Genomic DNA, 19,124 nt, shown 5'->3' on the forward strand with positions numbered 1-19,124 from the left:
TAAATCGGCAAAAAGCAGCAGATCAGAAGCCTCTTCTATGATCTGCTGCTTTTGCACTAAACGGAATCTGCCTTTTTAGATCGTATTTGCTGAACAGTCGTTTTTTGATGTGATACATAGCTATGCAGACTCATACCAAGGATAACGATGAACATTCCCAGCCATGACCAAGCAGATGGGATGGGGATAGACAAAAAGATTAATTCCCCCATTAGTGCAAAAAGCACTTCCAGCGATTGTGTGGCTTCTACTGTGGCCAGCTTTTGCATATTTCCACGTACCTGATCTGTAGCTTTAAAAAATAAAACCGTAGCAATGACCCCTGAGAACACGGCCACCAGAGCAGACTGTATGGTCTGATCCTTGCTTGGCAATCCTGTGCTAAAAACCCCGTATAACGAAAGCAATAACCAAAAAGGCAGGCTGGCTATAGTCATTCCGAGCACACGTTGATAGGCATCTAACCGCCCCGCACAAACTTCCATCATTTTACGATTACCTAAAGGGTATGCGAAAGAAGCCAGTATGACAGGCAATATACCGAATAAAAAATCTTGAGTAGAAATAGATTGCGACTGTTCGACCTGCATCACAATAATTCCGATTAAAATAATCAGAGACATCAATAGTCCTTGGATAGGGATTTTTTCTCGTACTTTGACAGGTCCGTTCTCCGTATGGACAACCTCAGCAAATAAAGGAACAAGCAAAGAACCGGAAATAATGGTTATTTGCCAAGTTCCTGCGATCAACCAACCTGGTGAATATGCCGATGCGAAGCATAACGGAGCATAAAATAAACCAAATCCGATGAAGCTCCACCACAGCCACCTTCCCGGTTGTTCCTTCATAACTTTCCACAGAGGCTTAAGCTTATGCTGGGCCATGACAATGACAAACAACATAGGAACCATAAACAGATAACGTAACGAAGCACTCCAGATCCAGCTTCCTCCAGACAGCTCCATAGACCGATTGAGAACAAATGTAAAAGCAAAAAAGAAAGCTGCAAACACACCTAACCAGATTGAGCGCATAGCATTCTCCTAATTCTTTAAGTGTCGTTATTTCTCATATTAATGACTCAAGATCATTCATTTCAAGAGTTTCTTTACAGTTGACAAAGCAAAAGGAATAATGTATATTTCTGAATGCTGATTTAATAGTAATAATTACGATTAAAACAATAATAAACCAATATTAAAGGGAGTGCACCAGCAATGAATAAGAAACCAATCCCGGTAACCGTGTTGAGCGGGTATTTGGGTGCAGGAAAAACGACGATTCTGAATCATGTATTAAACAATCGAGACGGAATGAAAGTAGCAGTCATCGTTAATGACATGAGTGAAGTGAATATAGATGCCGAGCTGGTTAAGAAAGAGGGCGGCTTGTCCCGAACAGAAGAAAAACTGGTCGAGTTGTCTAATGGCTGTATTTGCTGTACATTGCGTGAAGATTTATTACTTGAGGTCAAGAAGCTGGCGGAACAAGGTGAGTTTGATTATATATTAATCGAATCTACAGGCATCAGTGAACCCGTACCCATCGCTCAAACCTTCACATACGCTGATGAAGAAACAGGCATTGATTTAGCTTCGCTGGCAAAACTGGATTGTATGGTGACTGTAGTCGATGCGAACCGTTTCTGGCATGACTTTGAATCAGGAGAAACGCTGCTGGATCGCAAGCAGGCTACTGGAGAAGATGACACACGTGATATCTCGGACTTGCTAATTGACCAGATTGAAACTTGTGATGTATTGATTCTGAATAAGTGCGATCTGGTTCAGCCCGCAGAGCTGGACAAGCTGGAGGGTGTGCTGCGGAGATTGCAGCCTGAAGCCCGAATCATTCGCACCTCCAAGGGAAAGGTCACGCCTACGGACATTTTAAATACGGGGCTGTTCAACTTTGACAAAGCTAGTCAATCCGCTGGATGGATTCGCGAGCTGGAGCTGGAAAGCCACACACCGGAGACGGACGAATATGGAATCAACTCCTTTGTTTATCGCCGCAGAAGACCGTTCCATCCTGCAAGATTGGCAGAATTTATGAGCTACTGGCCGGAGGAAATCGTTCGCGCCAAGGGTTTGGCCTGGATTGCAGCCCCCCAGGATTGGGCAGCGAGTATCAGCCAGGCAGGGCCATCTATTCAATTTGGTCCAGCGGGAAGCTGGCTTGCGGCGTTGCCAGAAGAAGAACAGCAGGAAATCGTCGCGGCCAACCCTGAGGTTCTGGACCATTGGGATGAGCAATGGGGAGACCGCTTGAACGAAATCGTTATGATCGGTATCGGAATGAATCGGCTGAACTTGGAAGAAGAGCTAGATGAATGTCTGCTGGACGATAGCGAAATGGAAATGGACTGGTCCAGCTTTGAGAATCCGTTGCCTTGGCCAACATGAAGAAACTAGTTGATCCATTCAGTAATAAAATCCATACACTTTTTGGCGGCTGGAGCCATGTTCTTTGAGGAGGCAGTAGCGATACCAACGGAACGGAAATATGGTCCATCCAAGGGCCGAATACAAATTTCATAAGGGTTTTGCACTAAAATCATTTCGGGCAGGATACTTACGCCCAGGCCATTTTGCACCATAGCCATAATGGCATGATCATCTTCTAATTCATATTTGATTTTCGGAACAAGCTTATGCTGGGAAAAAATTCTCTGTACATCTGTGTCACAGCCTGAAGCCGGCATAATGAAGGGTTCATGGAGAAGCTGATCCACACGTATGCTTGTTTGCTCCCGAAGCACATGATTAGATGGAAGTACGCACAGCATTCTTTCTTTTTTTAACGGTAATACTTCCAGTCCATCGAGAGTAGGCAGATTAACGAAGCCAAAATCAGCTTCTCCGCTGGCTATCCATTTTTCAATGTCATGGTAGTTCCCGTCAAGCAACTTTAGTTCAATAAGTGGGAACTGCTCGTTAAACTTTTGGATAATCCCAGGCAACCAATGGATGGATACACTTGAGAATGTGCCTATCTTTACAGTTCCGGTTTCCAATCCTTTGATGAGGGCGACCTCTTGATACAGCTTTTCATTCATTTGTATGATTTCTCTGAAATGCTTCATCAGACGTTCTCCGTTGCTGGTCAATTGGATGCCTGAACGTCCTCTAATTAAAAGAGTCAGGCCCAATTCCTGCTCCAAAGCGGAAACGGCATGGCTAATAGCGGATTGTGTAAGATTGAGAAGTTCTCCTGCTTTGGTAAAGCTTCCTGCTTCTATTACGCTAAGAAAGACCTTATATTTAAACAAATTCATATGTCCTCCAACTTAGAATGAAATATATTCATACATAATATCACATATATTCATTTTTTTTATCTCAGCTTTGTGGTTATAATCGAACTTGAGAAAAATGCCGATTAATCATTAATTTCTGGGAGGTACCTATGAGTTCAATTGCAAAGACACCACAACCCCCTTATTATGCAGCTATTTTTACTTCTGAACGTTCGGAAGGGGATGGTGGATACGGAAAGATGGGGGACAAAATGGTGGAACTGGCTGCCAAGCAGCCTGGCTTTCTAGGTGTGGAAAGTGTTCGTAACCAAAACGGAGTGGGCATCACAGTGTCCTATTGGGAGTCTTTGGACGCTATAAAACATTGGAAGGATAACGAGTTGCACAAGGTAGCACAGGAGAAAGGGAAATCCGAGTGGTATACAGCATTCGGTTTAAGAGTGAGCAAGGTAGAGCGAGATTATTTTTTTACAGTGTAAACATGAAATGCGCACTGGCCCTGTAATTACAAAAGGAGCGTCTTCCAAGCCATAAACGGCTGGCAGGACGCTCCTTTTTTTGTTCCTATGCTTATACTCTTACGGGCTATGTGTATATGCTCAGGAGTTAGATGTATTTACCGGCTTCATCTCCTGTATAGCTTCTTTCAAACTTTGTGAGCATTGTTCGTATAGTTGTTTTCTTTGCTGCTCACTGGAGCCAGATGCGAGCTTTTGCAATTCAGTAGTGCACTGTTCTAATAGAGTCAGCACGGCTTGATTAGAGTCCTGTACCTTGGATTGTTGTACATTATCGCTATATTGGTCAATATATAGTTCTCCTTGTGTGTCCACCTGGGCAAAAAACACATCTTTGACCGTTAGACTCTTTTCCTTTAGCTTGGCATCCAGCCATTGCTGAGTAATCCCCATGTATGCCATTTGTTGCTCCATAAGTTGTCCATCCATAATGACTGCTGTAGGTTCCTTCTCCGGTAGCTGCAGCATATTCAGATCCTTAAGCGTCACAGGCTGCTTGTCTTTGGTTAACAGCACATTAACTTCGCCACTAGTTTCCATAAGAGCAAATTCTACATCAGCTACTTTGAATACATTCTTGCTTCGAAGCTGTTCCATGAGTTCATCCAGGGTGAGTCGCTCTTTTCTCAGATTATCCTCTAAAATTTTGCCGTCTTTGATTAGGACTGTCGTCTTTCCATCTGATAAATCCCTGACTTTCTTGCTTTTAATTTGCAAAAATTCAATGCCAAGTGTTGTCAGTACCCATACGGCTAACGATACAGTACCCAAGTACCAGGAGGATTCGCGTTCCAAAGGGATAGAAGCAGCCAAGTTACCGATGGTGATTCCAGTTATATATTCGAACAAGGAAAGCTGTGATACCTGACGTTTTCCGAGAATCTTGGTAATCACAAAAAGAATAACGATGGCTAATAACGTACGTAAAGCTACAATGGTCCATTCCTGCATTTGTCCAACCTCATTTCATTTCGCCATAAGGGCGCTACTATTCCAAGGATGTCCGCGCCAAGTCCCATTTAAACTCTAATCTACCCAAATTTAAATAACAGGCTGTCACCTATCCGATTCAATGCAATATAAAATTAAAATTTTCTATCGTTCAATTACCATTGTCTATTAGTCAAGCGATTGACGGAAAGGAGGGAGCAGGATACATTATAGATATAATTCATATTTAATCAATCGGGATTATAAACATTAAACTCGCGGAGGTATGTATATGTCATCCAAACCTAAAGTTGTAGTGTGGAGCAAAACCGGCTGTCATTTTTGTGGAGAGATAAAATCGTACCTAGAATCCCAAAATCAGCCGTATGAAAATATCCAAGTGGACGGTAATGATGCACTGCGTGATGTGTTGGAGACCAAATATGGTATCCGCTATGTTCCTGTCGTAGAGATAGGTGGAGATAACAAATATGAAGCACTTCTTAACCCGGATCTGGAAGAGCTGGGTAAAGTGCTGGAAAGTTATAATCAAGCGGTATAACAATTATATTCAGGAGAGGTGGAAGAGCCATGGCTAAGAATAGACAGATTAAATTGGGTGCGATAATTCACGGTGTTGGGGGAAGCATGACGACTTGGCGCCACCCTGATGTACCGGCGGATGCCAGTGTTAATTTTGAATTTTATAAAACGCAGGCGCAAAAGGCAGAGGAAGGGAAGTTTGATCTCGTATTTATCGCAGACGGTTTGTTTATTAACGAAAAATCCATTCCTCACTTTCTGAACCGTTTTGAGCCAATTACGATTTTGTCTGCTTTGGCTGGGGTGACGAAGCATATCGGACTGGTCGGCACATTGTCGACTTCCTATAGCGAACCGTTCACGGTAGCACGCCAGTTTTCTTCCATTGATCATATTAGTGGAGGTCGTGCAGGCTGGAATGTAGTGACTTCCCCGCTGGAAGGTTCTGCTCTTAACTTTAACAAAGGGGAGCATCCATCGCATCCACAGCGCTATAAAATTGCCGATGAATATTTGCAGGTGACCAAAGGACTATGGGACTCGTGGGAAGAGGATGCGTTCGTTCGTGATAAGGAAGCCGGCGTATTCTTTGATCCCGACAAGCTGCATACACTGAACCACAAAGGTGAGTTTTTCTCTGTGCAGGGCCCGCTGAACATTGGACGATCCAAGCAGGGACAGCCGGTCATTTTCCAGGCGGGTTCCTCAGAAGATGGCAAAAACCTGGCTGCCAAGGAAGCGGATGCTGTATTTACAGGACATGAAACCTTGGAGGAAGCACAGCAGTTTTACCGTGATGTGAAGGAACGTGCGGTACGCTATGGCAGATCAGAAGAGGATATTGTCATTTTGCCAGGCATTTCGCCGATTATCGGCAGTACGCCAGAGGAAGCGGAACGCAAGTATGAGGAGATTACCAATCTAGTAACGATCGAGGCTGCGTTAAAATATTTGGGGCGTTTCTTCGATCATCATGATTTCTCACAATATCCGCTGGATGAGCCATTCCCTGAGCTTGAGGGTATTGGCAGTAATTCATTCCGTAGCGGTACAGATAAAATCAAACGAACAGCCAAAGAGCAGAATTTGACCCTGCGTGAGGTTGCATTACGTTCAGCTACGCCGAGAACCTCTTTTATTGGAACTGCTGAGCAGGTAGCGGATCGAGTGCAAGAGTGGTTTGAAGGAAAAGGCGCAGACGGATTCATTATCGGTTCCGACGTACCAACGGGCCTACATGATTTCGTAAATCTAGTTGTGCCTATTTTGCAGGAGCGCGGTATTTACCGTCAGGATTATGAATTTAGCACATTGCGTGAAAACCTGGGCGTACCGATTCCTGAGAATCGTTATACAGCAGCCAGATCCAAAGTGAAAGTTGACGTATAACAGAAGGAGGGAATGAGATGTCCAAGGTTGTCATCCTATCAGGCAGTCCATCTACACAATCCCGTTTGTACGGCTTGATTTACTATACAACTGAGCAGTTACGGGAGGCTGGAGCAGAGGTTACATTACTGAATGTGGTCGACTTGCCAGCTGAGGATTTGATCAAAGCTAACTTTAATAGTCCCGACGTCACAGCATCGCTTGCGTTGCTTGCAGACGCAGATGCCGTCATTGTGGCTTCGCCAGTATATAAAGCCGCCTATTCAGGGCTATTGAAAATATTTCTGGATCTGGTTCCGCAGGAAGGTCTGAGAGAGAAACCTGTCTTGCCTTTATTTATCGGCGGTACACTGGCCCATCTGCTGGTCATTGACTACGCCCTGAAGCCGGTGCTCAACGCGCTGGGGGGAAGACATATTCTTGGTGGGGTGTATGCGGTGGATCAGTGGGTCGAGCGCCTGCCGGGTGGAGCATATGGATTGTCCGAAGAGTTGGTTGTACGATTGGACCGTTCGGTTAAAGAACTAAATGAACTGTTAAAGTTATAGATATTTTCAATATTTCCATTGACAGGTCGTTCAGTGAGTTTTATGATACAAAAAACCAAGTTAACTCATTGGATAAATGTATATAAAACTTACTGGGGGACTTGCGTATGAATATCGATAATATGGAAGCCTTTGTATACGTGAATCATTATGGAAGTTTTAATAAGGCGGCAGAAGCGTTGTTCTTGTCACAGCCCTCTGTCACAGCCCGGATTCAGACGCTGGAACGCGAGCTTGAGTGTAAGTTATTCGACCGTCAAAGCAAACAAACGATTCTAACGGAGGATGGACGAAAGTTCCTTCCTTATGCGGAGCAGATGCTCCAAGTGCTGCAAAAAGGGAAGCAAAAGCTTCAACAGCGCAAGAAAGCCCCTCAGCAAATTCGAATCGGCTGCACGATATCGGTGTCGAACTACATTATTCCTGAAATATTAAAGCAGCTTCGTGCTCGGTATCCGGAAATCAACTACAAAATTGTGACGGCTACGACGGATCAACTGGTACATAAGCTGTTGAACCGTGAGGTAGACATTAGTTTTGTCCGTAAAGTGATGCATCCGGCTATTCGTACGCTTGCCTTTTATGAAGACCCGATTTCCCTGTATGTATATGAAGGCCACCCGTTTACGAAGACAGGTAAGGCTAGCATACAGGATATCCAACGTGAAACACTGGTGTTTTTTGAATGCGGATCATTAGATTGGATGAGGATTCATCGATCTTTTGAATCACTGGAGCAGCCACCGGATATAGCTTTTCAGGTAGACAATGTGGTCACGGCCAAAAAGCTGGTATTGCAAGAGGCGGGCATTGCCTTTTTACCGGATGTCTGTGTGAACCGTGAAGTGAAGGATCAAAAGCTGTTCCGCATTCATGTTCCAGAGGTGGCTGGGGTATCTATGCAGATTAGCATAATCGCAACCAAAGAAGACTGCGCAGTGACCTCGGATTTTGCAGATGCACTGACAGAAGGCTTCCGGGAGGCTGTTTTGTTATAGAAAAGTTCTATAGGTTGGTGGATTGACGTATTGATTTCCAAGTGTTAAATTAATCACATCCTAAAACCGATTAAGTTTATAGGAATTATAAAATATCAAATGTTATAGCTACCATGTATGTCGCAAACTGCTGATATGCAAAGAGATGAGGGGGATTCATATGAAAAAGTGGTTTGCAATATTGTCTGTTATGGCAATCATTCTGGTGTTGGCAGGCTGCGGTTCCTCAGATGACACGTCTAGTGCGTCAGGTTCAAGCGGAGACGTGAAGAAAATTATCGTAGGCACAGGTACTCAATTTAAAAATGTATGCTTTATTGACGAAAATGGAAATTTAACAGGCTTTGATGTGGAGCTGATTAAGGAGCTGGACAAGCGCCTGCCTCAATACGAGTTTGAATTCAAAACGATGGATTTTGGAAATCTGCTGCTCAGTCTCGATGCCGGCAAGATTGATCTGGTATCGCATCAAATGGAGAAAAACCCGGAACGCGAAGCCAAGTATCTGTTCAACAAAAATCCGTATAGCATTTTTCTGAACAGAGTGGCTGTAGCGAAGGATAATAATAGCATTCATTCCATTGATGATTTAAAAGGGAAAAAGGTACTTACCAGTCCAACCAGTAATGCGGCGTATGTGCTGAAAGAGTATAACAAAACCCACGGGGATGCTCTGAATATCGTATATACGAGTGGTGCAGCCAATGATACGGTGCAACAAATTACGAGCGGCCGAATAGATGCGACCATTACGACAGACTTTGCGAACCGTTTTAACACCGATGAAAAAGGAGAAGTAGCTCTGAAAACCGTCGGTGATCCTTTGACTCAATCAGATGTGCTGTATGTACTGAACAAAAATGAGCAAGGATTGGCGGATGACCTGGACAAAGCCATTCAGGAAGTGAAGGACGACGGCACGTTGTCGAAGCTGAGCATCAAATGGCTTGGAGAGGACTTCACAAAGTCCCTGGAGGATGTGAAAAAAGAAGGTTCCAGCAGTAAGAAGTAAGGACAGACTTGGACATTTCAGCGGTCAGGGTACTTTATGTATTCTGACCGCTGATGTATAGAAAGGAGGCAGGCATATGAGCAGAGAGTTCAATATTGATTATGTTTTTAGCTTTATCCCGAAAATGCTGTCCTATTTGCACATCACCTTGTTTATTGTGGCAAGCTCGCTTGTGTTGGGACTGATCATTGGTCTGTTGGTTGCGCTGCCTCGCATGTATAACATTCCATTTCTCAAACGTGTTTCTCAGGTGTATGTTTCTTTTTTCCGTGGAACCCCTATTCTAATTCAATTGTTTCTGGTGTATTACGGCCTGCCAGAGCTACTAAAGCTGGTGGATATCAATTCCTCCAGGTGGGATGTGCTGTGGTTTGCTGTAGCGACCTATGCGCTCAACAGTGGAGCCTTTATTTCTGAAATTATCAGGTCTGGTGTAGGAGCTGTAGAACGGGGACAAATCGAGGCTGCACAGTCAGTCGGCATGTCAGGCTATCAGACTTTTACACGTATCATCTTGCCACAAGCGCTGGCTGTGGTGGTTCCCGTATTTTCCAATCTGGTCATTGGTAATTTGAAGGATACTTCGCTGGCGTTTACCATCGGTGCGATGGAGATGACAGGAAAATCGCAAACATTAGGCTCGGCTACCCAGCATTTTGTTGAAACGTATATCGCGTTGTCTCTTATCTATCTGGTGATCAGTCTGATTGTACAAAAATTATTCAAGGTGCTGGAAAATACGCTTCTCCGGCATGAGCATAGAGATTCAGTACAGAAAGAGCCCGCAAAACGAAAAGGTTTTGTGGTGCGTTACCTGAGAAGTCCTCGTCTGAGTAAAGGAGGTAAAGGCATATGAGTCTGGACTTTGGATTTGTATACACCGCCTTTTTGGGATTGTTCTCGGCGTTGCCCAACACTTTAATCATTACAGTGGTTTCCGTGCTGGCAGGGTTGGTCATCGGGATTATAACGGCGTTGGCACGAATTTATAACGTTCCTGTGTTGTCGCAAATCTCTCACGCTTACGTTACTTTTATCCGAGGTACACCGATGCTGATGCATCTGCTGCTTATTTATTTCAGTTTGCCCTTGTTGATTGATGCAGGAGCGAAGCATTTCGGTTGGTCACTGCAATCCAAAGACGTTCCTTATATGGTATTTGCACTCATTTCGTTCTCCATTACCAGTGGTGCCTATATGTCTGAGGTCGTCCGTTCCGGAATCCAGTCGGTCAACAAGGGCCAAATTGAGGCGGCTTATGCGGTTGGTATGACGACATGGCAAGTATTGAGACGCATCGTATTTCCACAGGCGTTTGTGGTGAGTTTGCCGAACCTGACGAATTCGGTTATTGGGATGCTGCATGGCTCTACCTTGGCCTTCACGGTTTCGGTCACGGAAATCCAGGCACAGGCTGAAATTCTGGCATCCACCAACTGGAAATATTTAGAGGTGTATATTGCGGCAGCACTGCTATTTTGGGGCTTGACGGTATTGATTGAGCGAATATCCGGCTTGGTGGAGAAAAAAATCAATGTGTTTAATGGAGGTCGAGCATCATGATCCGTCTGCAAAATATTACAAAGTCGTTCGGCAAACATGAAGTGCTCAAAGGCATTGATTTGACGGTAAACAAAGGCGAGGTCGTTGTTATCTTAGGACCAAGCGGTTCAGGAAAAACAACCTTGCTACGCTGCATTAATTATCTGGAAAAGCCGAATGACGGAGAAGTCAGCATTGGCGATTTTACCGTGAACTGCAAGCGACCTGCGAAGAAGGATGTCTTGGCCTTGCGTAAAAAGACGGCTATGGTCTTCCAGCAATATCATTTGTTCAAGCATAAAACTGCGCTGGAAAATGTCATGGAGGGACTCATTGTTGTCCGCAAGGTTAAGCAGGAGGAAGCGAAAAAAATCAGTATTGAAGTGCTGGAAAAGGTTGGCCTCGGCGAAAAACTGAATCATTATCCGAGCCAGCTATCCGGCGGGCAGCAGCAGCGTGTCGGCATCGCGCGCGCTTTGGCGCTGAACCCGGAGGTGATTTTGTTCGATGAGCCGACTTCGGCATTAGATCCTGAACTGGTGGGTGAGGTTCTGTCGGTGATCCGCAAAATCGCAAAGGAAGGCATAACAATGATTGTTGTGACACATGAGATGGGCTTTGCGCGTGATGTTTCTAATCATGTGGTTTTTATGGATGGTGGTCATATTATCGAGGAAGGCACACCGGACGCTATTTTTAATCACCCCAAAGAGGAACGTACTCAGCAATTTCTGAAGCGAATTACACCAGAATATAACTATTCCATTTGACGGGAGAGGGAGACATGAGCATAAAAATCGGAGTATTGGATCAAAGCCCTATACACGAGGGTGAAACGGCGGCACAGGCCCTTCGCAACACAATTAAGCTGGCGCAGCGTGTAGAAGAGCTGGGATTCACACGCTTTTGGGTATCAGAACATCATGATTCCGAGCAGGTTGCAGGCTCATCACCAGAGGTGCTTATTTCCCATCTATTAGCACGTACCGAGCGTATTACCATCGGGTCTGGCGGGGTAATGCTTCAGCATTACAGTCCATATAAAGTGGCTGAAAACTTTAATGTGCTAGCCTCTCTTGCACCGGGGCGTGTAGATTTAGGTATCGGACGTGCGCCAGGCGGGTTGCCGAAATCTACACAGGCGTTACAACGTAACGTGCATGATGCGCCTTCTCTTGAAGAGAAAATTGATGAAGTAAGCCGCTATATTCATAATATCCCGATTGAAGAAGGACCGCTGGCCGGATTACAGGCGAATCCGATTCCAGAAATCCCAGCAGAGATTTATGTTTTGGGTACAAGTACAGACAGCGCTGGAATTGCTGCGCGTTTGGGGTTGCCCTATGTTTTTTCGCAATTTATTAACAGTAGTGAGCAGGTTGCACTGGATTCATTCCGTACGTATCGGGAGTCTTTCGATTACAGTTATGGGCGTGAACCAAAGGCACTTTTTGCGCTATCGGTTATTGTGGCAGACACTTCCGAGGAAGCAGCGGAGTTGGCAGGTGAGCAGAAGCTGTACAAGATTCATCTGGCCAGTGGCAAAACGGCTACAGTGGGGGCGCTGGAAAGTGCAGAGGAATTCGGTAAGCAATCGGGTGAAAAATATACAATTGAAGTCACACAAGCACAAATTAACAAAGGAAATAAAGATGAAATTTATACTGCGCTGACTGAAATACAAGCGAAGTATCAGGCAGATGAGCTGATTGTAACGACAGGCATACGGGATATCGGCAAGCGTGTGCGCTCATTCGAGTTGTTGCATGAAGCTTTTGCCGGGTTGCCTGTGCAGTCCTAGATACTATTGACATAAAAATTGTAACCAATATGGATTCAAGAAGGAGGAATAGGGATGAGTGGATCAACCGGGACGAAGGAGCAGGTTTTGGAGCAGAAATTGGTGGAGATTCGCCGTCATCTGCACCGTTATCCCGAGCTGTCTAACGAGGAGGTTGAAACTACCGCCTATATTCGCCGCCTGCTCAAAGAACAGGATATAACGATTTTGGATGTGCCGCTGCGTACCGGATTGGTAGCGGAAATCGGCGGACAGCAGGAAGGTCCAACGGTTGCGCTTCGTGCAGACATTGATGCACTGCCCATCCAGGAGGAGACGGGATTACCCTATGCTTCGCTACATCCTGGCAAGATGCATGCCTGTGGGCATGATTTTCATACGGCATCCCTGTTAGGTGCAGCCGCATTGCTGAAGCAGCGGGAGCAAAAGCTGAAAGGGACGGTTCGACTGGTGTTCCAGCCAGCTGAGGAGAAAGCCAAAGGCGCTGCCCAAGTGCTGGACAGCGGTGCGCTGGCAGGGGTGCAGGCCATCTTCGGCCTGCATAACAAACCAGACCTGCCCGTAGGCACGGTCGGTATCAAAGAAGGACCGCTAATGGCAGCGGCAGACGGATTTTACATTGAGGTGGAGGGTCAGAGCACACATGCGGCAGTTCCGCATGCAGGGATTGACCCCATTGTGGTATCGTCGCATATCATTACGGCACTGCAATCGATTGTGAGCAGGAGCGTTAACCCGCTCGATAGCGCGGTCATCAGTGTCACGAAGCTGCACAGTGGCAATGCTTGGAACATCATCCCAGACCGCGCTCATTTGGACGGAACCATCCGCACATTTGACGAGAATGTTCGAGCCCAGGTGGCTGAACGCTTCGAGCAGGTCGTCAAGGGCGTAGCCGATGCTTTTGGCACGAAAGCGACCATTCGCTGGATCGAGGGTCCGCCACCTGTACTGAACGACGGTAAGTTGGCTGTAATCGCGGTGCAGGCGGCCGAAGCGGTTGGTCTGGAGGTCGTTCGTCCCATACCTTCCTCGGCAAGCGAGGACTTTGGATTTTATCAGAAGAACGTCCCAGGTGTGTTTGTCTTTGTCGGCACTGCGGGAAGCCAGGAATGGCATCATCCTGCCTTTGATCTGGACGAACGCGCGCTGCCGGGAACAGCGAAGCTGCTAGCTTCACTGGCTGAATCGGCGTTGAAATCCATAGAGTAGGAACACAACGCTACTCTATGGATGCTGATCCCCTCTCTATGAAGAGGGGATCTTTTTGTTTGACGGTATATTATTCCAATGATAATATAAAATTGTTATTTAATTCAAAATTGAGAGTGGGTGTAGGTGAGAGATAAACGTTTGTTATTTTGAATGTGCTCGTAAAAATAACAGGTACGGAGGTTGAAAAAATGCCGAAGAAAAAAGGAATGATCATGGCTTCTTTTTCATTGGTAATGGCTGCTTCTTTACTGGTTGGCGGAGCTAATGTCGGTTCAGCAGCCTCAGATTATGAAAGCACCTCGAATATAGAAATAACCAGTAATAGCTTGGCTGCCGCTGAAATACCTGCTAGATTTAAGCCTTCGGTAGAATGGGTTTGGAAGAATAGGATAGTCAAAGAAGGCTCGACCAACCGTAAAAATTTGATTTTTGATCAAATTTATGCGGGAAAAGGAACGATAAATTATGTAGTGCGCTGGCAATCCTCTAAAAATATCACTCTTCAGCAACGTAAAGATATGGCTTCCATGCTAAGTCGCCAAATAAATAACTGGAATAAGCAGCTAAAAGGATATGACGGCTGGCCGTATGATTATATTACTGTAAAAATAGTAGGCTGGGCCGTTGCAAATCCGTCGCAGATCCTTAACAAACAATCGAATGAAATCGTTTACACGGATACGATTACCGATGACTTGAGTAAAACAGACCCCAATATTCCGGCAAAACTTCCGGTTGCTCCTAATGCACTGTCGAGATTTGAACATTTTATGGACCCTAACTATACGTATCCGGGGGGACTGGACAAGCGATTTGATATGTACTTATGGGGAACGTCTAATTTTCAGGGTGGAGCCGGTGGTGACTGGGGACAACGTATGCCTGATGATTATATCCTGAGCACCTTGAATTCGGATGAAGTTCAGATCACAGAGCATGAGATGGGGCATGGATTCGGCTTGCCTGATTTCTATGAAGAGCACGAGCGTCCACCTGGCGGGTTCCTGTGCCTACGATTATGTGGGCCGGAAATTCTCCTAAAATTACGGAGTGGGATACCTGGATGTTGCGTTATACCTGGAGCCAGGTCAAGAAGGACACCTCTCGTTTTCCCACCCGTTAAAAGAAAATGTATGTATTCAAAGGTTGTCTCCTGCGATTTTTGGTGGGAGACAACCTTTTTTATTTTATAGATAAACAGTTTGACTCGGATGGGACTGACTTTGGCTTTGCATCAGTATTGTGCCTTCATTTTCGTATGAATGAATCACTAAGAATGAACGGATGTACGATAGTATGTATAATGGACATCAGATATGAAAGAAAAGAGGACAGAAAGCGATGAGTCACGACGTGAATGCTCCTTATGATGTACATGTAGCATATGGACCAGTGTTTGAGCTGCTCAGCAGCTTACACACTTTTATTTGTCGTAAAGCGTATAAGAAGACAGATTTAATAGCATCCAGATGGGCGGACCAAGTGCGTGGAACGCTGTCTCCGAGGCTGTCCGCGTTACTGGAGTCCATGGAAATCAATGCAGACTGGAAAATTATTTATGGACTTGTATGTATGCTTTCTGATCAGGGGGGCGTTGAAGAGGTCGTGGATCGTTTGGAAAGCCAGTCTTTACAGGAACTAAAGCAACAGGCATCAGCCTATGGGATTCCGCTGTCTGACGACATGGAGAACCTCCGTAAACTTGCTTTGCAACTGCTATCCGGCTGGAACGAGGAGTATTTTCGTCACGTGGATACAAGTATCCTTAGCGGCCTGGAACTGGAAGCTGAATGCAGAAAACGGGAGGAGAACGCATATAGCTCTATGGAGCGGGTGGATCGTATAACTAATGGCTTCCGATTCGAGCCTTCCGCTGGACTGACGCAAGTGTTGCTGGTACCGCAATATCATTTTCAGCCGATGAATATTATTTATCGATTTGGGTCACTTTTGTTATGTCATTATTCCGCAGGAGTATATGTTCAGGAGGATGATTTTTTATCACCACAGGAATACCGAATGATTCGAAGTTTGGGAGAGAAGAGCAGGCTCAAGATTTTAAAATATTTGTACCAAAGCCAGTCTCCGCGAACCTTTATTGAGATTGTCCGTCATCTCAAGCTATCCAAGGGAATCACGCATGATCATATATTTAAGCTCCGTGCCGCTGGCTTTATTCATGCACATTTTGATGGCGAAACATTGCTTGGCTACAGTGCACGGCTTACGGCTGTGGATGAGATGCATTGGAGTATCCTTGGTTATATGGAGCGAAAGTAGATCGCAATATTAATTATTGACAAAAATATTTATTTGTGCTATAATTTACAATTAATCCTATTGATATTATAATAAGATTCTCCTGGCCAGGGGAATCTTATTATTGTTTTTATAGGAGGATCAATGTATGAAGCCAAATGAGTCTAGTTTAACTTCCTTAATATCAGCTTTTGGCCGAGCATATCATAGTCAACATGACACACCCAAAATTTTTGATGATTTTATGGCTAAAGATTTAATTTCCCAAAATGAGTTTTCAGATATCAGAGAGAATATGATTAAAGGAATAGCGTTTTTCAATAAAGATATTGCGCAAAGGTTCAAAGATGATCCGGATGAAATTTTAAAATGGATTACACAAGTTCAACTTTCTCCAACGACCTTAGCACGTGCTGCATATTGTGAAAAAGTATTACTTAATGAAGTTAGGTTAGGATTACAGCAGTATGTCATACTAGGGGCCGGGTTAGATACGTTTTGTTTCCGACATCCAGAATTGAAAAATAGCTTAGAAATATTTGAAATGGATCATCCAGCAACACAGGAATCTAAAAAGAAAAGGTTAGCTCATGCAAATTTAAAAATACCGAGCAATCTTCATCTGGTTTCTATGGACTTTGCCCATCCATTTTCGTATTCCAATCTATTGGATGAAGGGTTTGCTAATAAAAAAACATTCTTTAGCCTTCTGGGTGTTTCTTATTATTTAACTAAGGAGGAAATTTCAAGATTAATAAATCATTTGTTTACCAAGGTCCCGTCGGGGAGTTCGATCGTTTTTGACTATGCAGATGAAAACCTTTTTAAAGAGAAAGGCATGTCTAATCGAGTTGAAAATATGGTAAAAATGGCTTCAGTAAGTGGAGAACCCATGAAATCATGCTTTGCTTATGATGAAATTGAGGGAATGTTAGAAGCTTCAGATTTACTAATTTATGAACATCTATCCCCGGATACAATAAATAGCCTTTTCTTTGGTGAGAGGGCAGATTATTTGTCCGCATTCGAAACGATTCATTATATCCATGCTATAAAAAAATAATATAACAATAAATAAGAGACAGCCTCTCAATCTACTATTAGGGATTGAGAGGTTTTATTTATATTTGTACAAGAATTCGGATAGATATTGATGAGCAGAGTTTTTATATAAAAAAATGCAGTTCTCCCTTTACAGAACCCTAATAAATTCCTATAATGAGGTTTATCTTCTTAATCACAACTTGTTCTATCGGAATTTAATCATTTAACTCGGGGGGATTATGTTGAAAAAGGGTATTATTTTACTTAGCAGTCTACTTCTGGCGAGCTCTACCTTGCTGGCAGCTTGCTCTAACGGTGGATCGGAAAGCAACAACAATACTACTGCCCAAAATAATGGGGACACACAGACAACTGCTACAGCGCAGCCATTAACAAGTCTGGTAAAGGCTTCTGATATGTCCAAATTGCCGGAAGTGTCCAAAAAAAGAAACGACACCATTATTGTAGGCCTGACTGACCCGGCCGGAGTATTCACGCCGTATTTTAACCAAAGCGGTTATGACGGCAACGTCATTTCGCAGTTATGGACTCCGCTGGTTACGGTAGATGAGAAGGGACTTCCGCTGCCCAATCTGGCGAAGAGCTGGGATATTTCCAAGGATAATTTAACATATACGTTTCATCTGGTTTCCAATACCCAATTCAGCGATGGCTCACCTTTGACAGCAGAGGATGTCGCTTTTACCTGGACGTTAATCTATGACAAAGCCTATCCGGGCGATAGCCAAATCCGAAAGCTGAACATTAAAGGCGGCAAAGCCTATACGGAAGGCAAGGCACAACAAATTGATGGAATTAAGGTAATAGATCCACAGACTATTTCTGTGACATTGGAAAAGCCAAACGCGCTGGCTCTGACTATTCTCGGTGAATATGTATTGTCCAAAGCTTACTACGGCAAGGATTATAAGTTCGGACAGCTGGATTATTTTAAAAATTTGCATGGTAGCCCACTGGGGAATGGGGCATATAAGTTGGAAAAATTCATTCCAGGGCAAGAAGTTCGTCTGGAGGCAAACGATCACTTTTTTAAAGGCAAACCGAAAACGAAACACTTCATATATAAAACAGCGGAAGGCGATGCTTGGCAATTCATCGAAACAGGGGATACCGATTTTGCTTCCTTTACCGCAACGCAAGAAAATATCGACAAGCTGAAAGGACTCGGCTTTTTGAATATTTTGCCTTATACACCGAGCACCTATGGATATTTGCAAGTCAATCTGGAAAATGAAAAGCTGAAGGATAAAAAGGTTCGTCAAGCGTTGACCTATGGATTGGATCGCAAAAGCATTTATGTTGACGCAGCACAGGGAGCAGGGGCGGTCGCCAACATTCCAGCTTCTCCTATATTCTGGTCATACACGACCGATGGAATCAATCCATACAACTATGACCCGGAGCAAGCGAAAAAGCTGCTGGATGAAGCGGGCTGGGTAGAAGGCAGTGATGGCATTCGTGAGAAAAACGGCCAGAAGCTGACCATTCACTTGCTGACCTCCAAACGTCCAGAAACAGACACCTTTATCGCGCTTGCGGCTGAAAACTATAAAGCGATTGGCGTTGACTTGCAACCGGAAATCTTTGCAGACTTTAATGCAATGGTCGCCAAAGTGGAAGGTAAAGATTATGATCTCGCCGCCTTCTCGACAGCCATGCTGACAGACCCATCTGATGGAATCGAGCCGTTCGTCAATGGTGAAATCAAGGGATATAACAATCCGAATCTCAAAGAGCTCTATGAAAAAGGTTTGGCTACGACGAATATGGAAGAGCGTAAGAAAATATATAAGGAATTATATGTACTGCTAAATGATGAACTACCCGTTATTTTCACCAACTACAAGAAGACCGTATATGCTTACAATGGTCGAATGGAACATGTAAAGGTCAGCCCATTCATTGGTTTGTCTGGTAATCTGTTCGAGTGGTCCCTCAAATAAGCCACCTTTGCGGGCCCCTTGTGAAGAACTTCAGGTTCGGATCAAGGGGTCTGCCAAATGGAGGACGCGTAATGAGTAGCCCGACCATGAATTGAAAGG

General features: G+C 44.4%; 19 protein-coding genes. 16 read left to right on the forward strand and 3 right to left on the reverse strand.

Features of this window, described 5'->3' with window-relative positions:
* Nucleotides 1–56: 56 nt before the first annotated feature.
* Nucleotides 57–1,037, reverse strand: coding sequence for a multidrug resistance efflux transporter family protein (locus ACH59B_RS10990; RefSeq protein WP_025364719.1), 981 nt, complete (start codon nucleotides 1,035–1,037; stop codon nucleotides 57–59).
* A 183-nt stretch (nucleotides 1,038–1,220) separates the two neighbouring features.
* Between ACH59B_RS10990 and ACH59B_RS10995 the strand changes: the two genes are divergently transcribed.
* Entirely contained in the window at nucleotides 1,221–2,408 is a 1,188-nt protein-coding gene (locus ACH59B_RS10995; protein ID WP_017428364.1) for a GTP-binding protein, read from the forward strand.
* 5 nt (nucleotides 2,409–2,413) lie between these two features.
* Here ACH59B_RS10995 and ACH59B_RS11000 read toward each other — a convergent pair whose 3' ends face one another.
* Complete coding sequence (locus ACH59B_RS11000; protein WP_017428365.1) at nucleotides 2,414–3,280, reverse strand: LysR family transcriptional regulator; 867 nt, start codon at nucleotides 3,278–3,280, stop codon at nucleotides 2,414–2,416.
* 131 nt (nucleotides 3,281–3,411) lie between these two features.
* On the opposite strand from ACH59B_RS11000, the gene ACH59B_RS11005 reads away from it, so the two are divergent.
* Nucleotides 3,412–3,741, forward strand: a complete 330-nt coding sequence (locus ACH59B_RS11005; RefSeq protein WP_019687076.1) for an antibiotic biosynthesis monooxygenase — start codon at nucleotides 3,412–3,414, stop codon at nucleotides 3,739–3,741.
* Nucleotides 3,742–3,861: 120 nt separating this feature from the next.
* Here ACH59B_RS11005 and ACH59B_RS11010 read toward each other — a convergent pair whose 3' ends face one another.
* Entirely contained in the window at nucleotides 3,862–4,731 is an 870-nt protein-coding gene (locus ACH59B_RS11010; RefSeq protein WP_019687077.1) for a DUF421 domain-containing protein, read from the reverse strand.
* A gap of 271 nt (nucleotides 4,732–5,002) precedes the next feature.
* On the opposite strand from ACH59B_RS11010, the gene ACH59B_RS11015 reads away from it, so the two are divergent.
* The 14 genes from ACH59B_RS11015 to ACH59B_RS11080 all read left to right on the forward strand — a co-directional run bounded on the left by ACH59B_RS11015 (nucleotide 5,003) and on the right by ACH59B_RS11080 (nucleotide 19,025).
* Nucleotides 5,003–5,272 carry a glutaredoxin family protein gene (locus ACH59B_RS11015; RefSeq protein ID WP_013370895.1) on the forward strand — a complete coding sequence of 90 codons (270 nt, stop codon included), beginning with the start codon at nucleotides 5,003–5,005 and terminating at the stop codon, nucleotides 5,270–5,272.
* A gap of 29 nt (nucleotides 5,273–5,301) precedes the next feature.
* Complete coding sequence (locus ACH59B_RS11020) at nucleotides 5,302–6,642, forward strand: LLM class flavin-dependent oxidoreductase (protein WP_019687078.1); 1,341 nt, start codon at nucleotides 5,302–5,304, stop codon at nucleotides 6,640–6,642.
* A gap of 17 nt (nucleotides 6,643–6,659) precedes the next feature.
* Complete coding sequence (gene ssuE, locus ACH59B_RS11025; protein WP_249507428.1) at nucleotides 6,660–7,190, forward strand: NADPH-dependent FMN reductase; 531 nt, start codon at nucleotides 6,660–6,662, stop codon at nucleotides 7,188–7,190.
* Nucleotides 7,191–7,297: 107 nt separating this feature from the next.
* The gene (locus ACH59B_RS11030) at nucleotides 7,298–8,188 is read left to right on the forward strand and encodes a LysR family transcriptional regulator (protein WP_249507429.1); all 891 of its coding nucleotides are present in this window, start codon (nucleotides 7,298–7,300) and stop codon (nucleotides 8,186–8,188) included.
* Nucleotides 8,189–8,348: 160 nt separating this feature from the next.
* Nucleotides 8,349–9,200, forward strand: coding sequence for a transporter substrate-binding domain-containing protein (locus tag ACH59B_RS11035; RefSeq protein WP_016821109.1), 852 nt, complete (start codon nucleotides 8,349–8,351; stop codon nucleotides 9,198–9,200).
* A 76-nt stretch (nucleotides 9,201–9,276) separates the two neighbouring features.
* Nucleotides 9,277–10,056: an amino acid ABC transporter permease gene (locus ACH59B_RS11040; RefSeq protein WP_164965526.1), complete on the forward strand. Its 780-nt coding sequence runs from the start codon at nucleotides 9,277–9,279 to the stop codon at nucleotides 10,054–10,056.
* A complete protein-coding gene (locus tag ACH59B_RS11045) occupies nucleotides 10,053–10,763 on the forward strand; it encodes an amino acid ABC transporter permease (protein ID WP_016821111.1) in 711 nt (236 codons plus the stop codon). The genes ACH59B_RS11040 and ACH59B_RS11045 overlap by 4 nt, the downstream gene beginning before the upstream one ends.
* Nucleotides 10,760–11,512: an amino acid ABC transporter ATP-binding protein gene (locus ACH59B_RS11050; RefSeq protein ID WP_019687082.1), complete on the forward strand. Its 753-nt coding sequence runs from the start codon at nucleotides 10,760–10,762 to the stop codon at nucleotides 11,510–11,512. The genes ACH59B_RS11045 and ACH59B_RS11050 overlap by 4 nt, the downstream gene beginning before the upstream one ends.
* Nucleotides 11,513–11,526: 14 nt before the next feature.
* Entirely contained in the window at nucleotides 11,527–12,543 is a 1,017-nt protein-coding gene (locus ACH59B_RS11055; protein WP_167438428.1) for an LLM class flavin-dependent oxidoreductase, read from the forward strand.
* A 54-nt stretch (nucleotides 12,544–12,597) separates the two neighbouring features.
* Nucleotides 12,598–13,755 carry an amidohydrolase gene (locus tag ACH59B_RS11060; RefSeq protein ID WP_167438427.1) on the forward strand — a complete coding sequence of 386 codons (1,158 nt, stop codon included), beginning with the start codon at nucleotides 12,598–12,600 and terminating at the stop codon, nucleotides 13,753–13,755.
* A 191-nt stretch (nucleotides 13,756–13,946) separates the two neighbouring features.
* Nucleotides 13,947–14,951, forward strand: coding sequence for a dockerin (locus ACH59B_RS11065; protein ID WP_404303733.1), 1,005 nt, complete (start codon nucleotides 13,947–13,949; stop codon nucleotides 14,949–14,951).
* Nucleotides 14,952–15,099: 148 nt separating this feature from the next.
* The gene (locus ACH59B_RS11070; protein ID WP_167438426.1) at nucleotides 15,100–16,038 is read left to right on the forward strand and encodes an ArsR family transcriptional regulator; all 939 of its coding nucleotides are present in this window, start codon (nucleotides 15,100–15,102) and stop codon (nucleotides 16,036–16,038) included.
* A gap of 127 nt (nucleotides 16,039–16,165) precedes the next feature.
* The gene (locus ACH59B_RS11075) at nucleotides 16,166–17,080 is read left to right on the forward strand and encodes a class I SAM-dependent methyltransferase (protein WP_016821117.1); all 915 of its coding nucleotides are present in this window, start codon (nucleotides 16,166–16,168) and stop codon (nucleotides 17,078–17,080) included.
* 220 nt (nucleotides 17,081–17,300) lie between these two features.
* A complete protein-coding gene (locus ACH59B_RS11080) occupies nucleotides 17,301–19,025 on the forward strand; it encodes an ABC transporter substrate-binding protein (protein WP_167438425.1) in 1,725 nt (574 codons plus the stop codon).
* Nucleotides 19,026–19,124: the final 99 nt, after the last annotated feature.

This window comes from Paenibacillus sp. DP01, from assembly GCF_044784315.1.
In the GTDB taxonomy this organism is placed as follows: domain Bacteria; phylum Bacillota; class Bacilli; order Paenibacillales; family Paenibacillaceae; genus Paenibacillus; species Paenibacillus polymyxa.

Excerpts from the sequence above, each read along its gene's own strand:
- ACH59B_RS11070 (WP_167438426.1), top strand. The coding sequence starts at position 15,100 with ATGAGTCACGACGTGAATGCTCCTTATGATGTACATGTAGCATATGGA.
- ACH59B_RS11020 (WP_019687078.1), top strand. The coding sequence starts at position 5,302 with ATGGCTAAGAATAGACAGATTAAATTGGGTGCGATAATTCACGGTGTT.
- ACH59B_RS11005 (WP_019687076.1), top strand. The coding sequence starts at position 3,412 with ATGAGTTCAATTGCAAAGACACCACAACCCCCTTATTATGCAGCTATT.
- ACH59B_RS11015 (WP_013370895.1), top strand. The coding sequence starts at position 5,003 with ATGTCATCCAAACCTAAAGTTGTAGTGTGGAGCAAAACCGGCTGTCAT.
- ssuE (WP_249507428.1), top strand. The coding sequence starts at position 6,660 with ATGTCCAAGGTTGTCATCCTATCAGGCAGTCCATCTACACAATCCCGT.
- ACH59B_RS11010 (WP_019687077.1), bottom strand. The coding sequence starts at position 4,731 with ATGCAGGAATGGACCATTGTAGCTTTACGTACGTTATTAGCCATCGTT.
- ACH59B_RS11045 (WP_016821111.1), top strand. The coding sequence starts at position 10,053 with ATGAGTCTGGACTTTGGATTTGTATACACCGCCTTTTTGGGATTGTTC.
- ACH59B_RS11075 (WP_016821117.1), top strand. The coding sequence starts at position 16,166 with ATGAAGCCAAATGAGTCTAGTTTAACTTCCTTAATATCAGCTTTTGGC.
- ACH59B_RS10990 (WP_025364719.1), bottom strand. The coding sequence starts at position 1,037 with ATGCGCTCAATCTGGTTAGGTGTGTTTGCAGCTTTCTTTTTTGCTTTT.
- ACH59B_RS11080 (WP_167438425.1), top strand. The coding sequence starts at position 17,301 with ATGTTGAAAAAGGGTATTATTTTACTTAGCAGTCTACTTCTGGCGAGC.
- ACH59B_RS10995 (WP_017428364.1), top strand. The coding sequence starts at position 1,221 with ATGAATAAGAAACCAATCCCGGTAACCGTGTTGAGCGGGTATTTGGGT.
- ACH59B_RS11035 (WP_016821109.1), top strand. The coding sequence starts at position 8,349 with ATGAAAAAGTGGTTTGCAATATTGTCTGTTATGGCAATCATTCTGGTG.
- ACH59B_RS11050 (WP_019687082.1), top strand. The coding sequence starts at position 10,760 with ATGATCCGTCTGCAAAATATTACAAAGTCGTTCGGCAAACATGAAGTG.
- ACH59B_RS11055 (WP_167438428.1), top strand. The coding sequence starts at position 11,527 with ATGAGCATAAAAATCGGAGTATTGGATCAAAGCCCTATACACGAGGGT.
- ACH59B_RS11060 (WP_167438427.1), top strand. The coding sequence starts at position 12,598 with ATGAGTGGATCAACCGGGACGAAGGAGCAGGTTTTGGAGCAGAAATTG.
- ACH59B_RS11000 (WP_017428365.1), bottom strand. The coding sequence starts at position 3,280 with ATGAATTTGTTTAAATATAAGGTCTTTCTTAGCGTAATAGAAGCAGGA.
- ACH59B_RS11065 (WP_404303733.1), top strand. The coding sequence starts at position 13,947 with ATGCCGAAGAAAAAAGGAATGATCATGGCTTCTTTTTCATTGGTAATG.
- ACH59B_RS11030 (WP_249507429.1), top strand. The coding sequence starts at position 7,298 with ATGAATATCGATAATATGGAAGCCTTTGTATACGTGAATCATTATGGA.
- ACH59B_RS11040 (WP_164965526.1), top strand. The coding sequence starts at position 9,277 with ATGAGCAGAGAGTTCAATATTGATTATGTTTTTAGCTTTATCCCGAAA.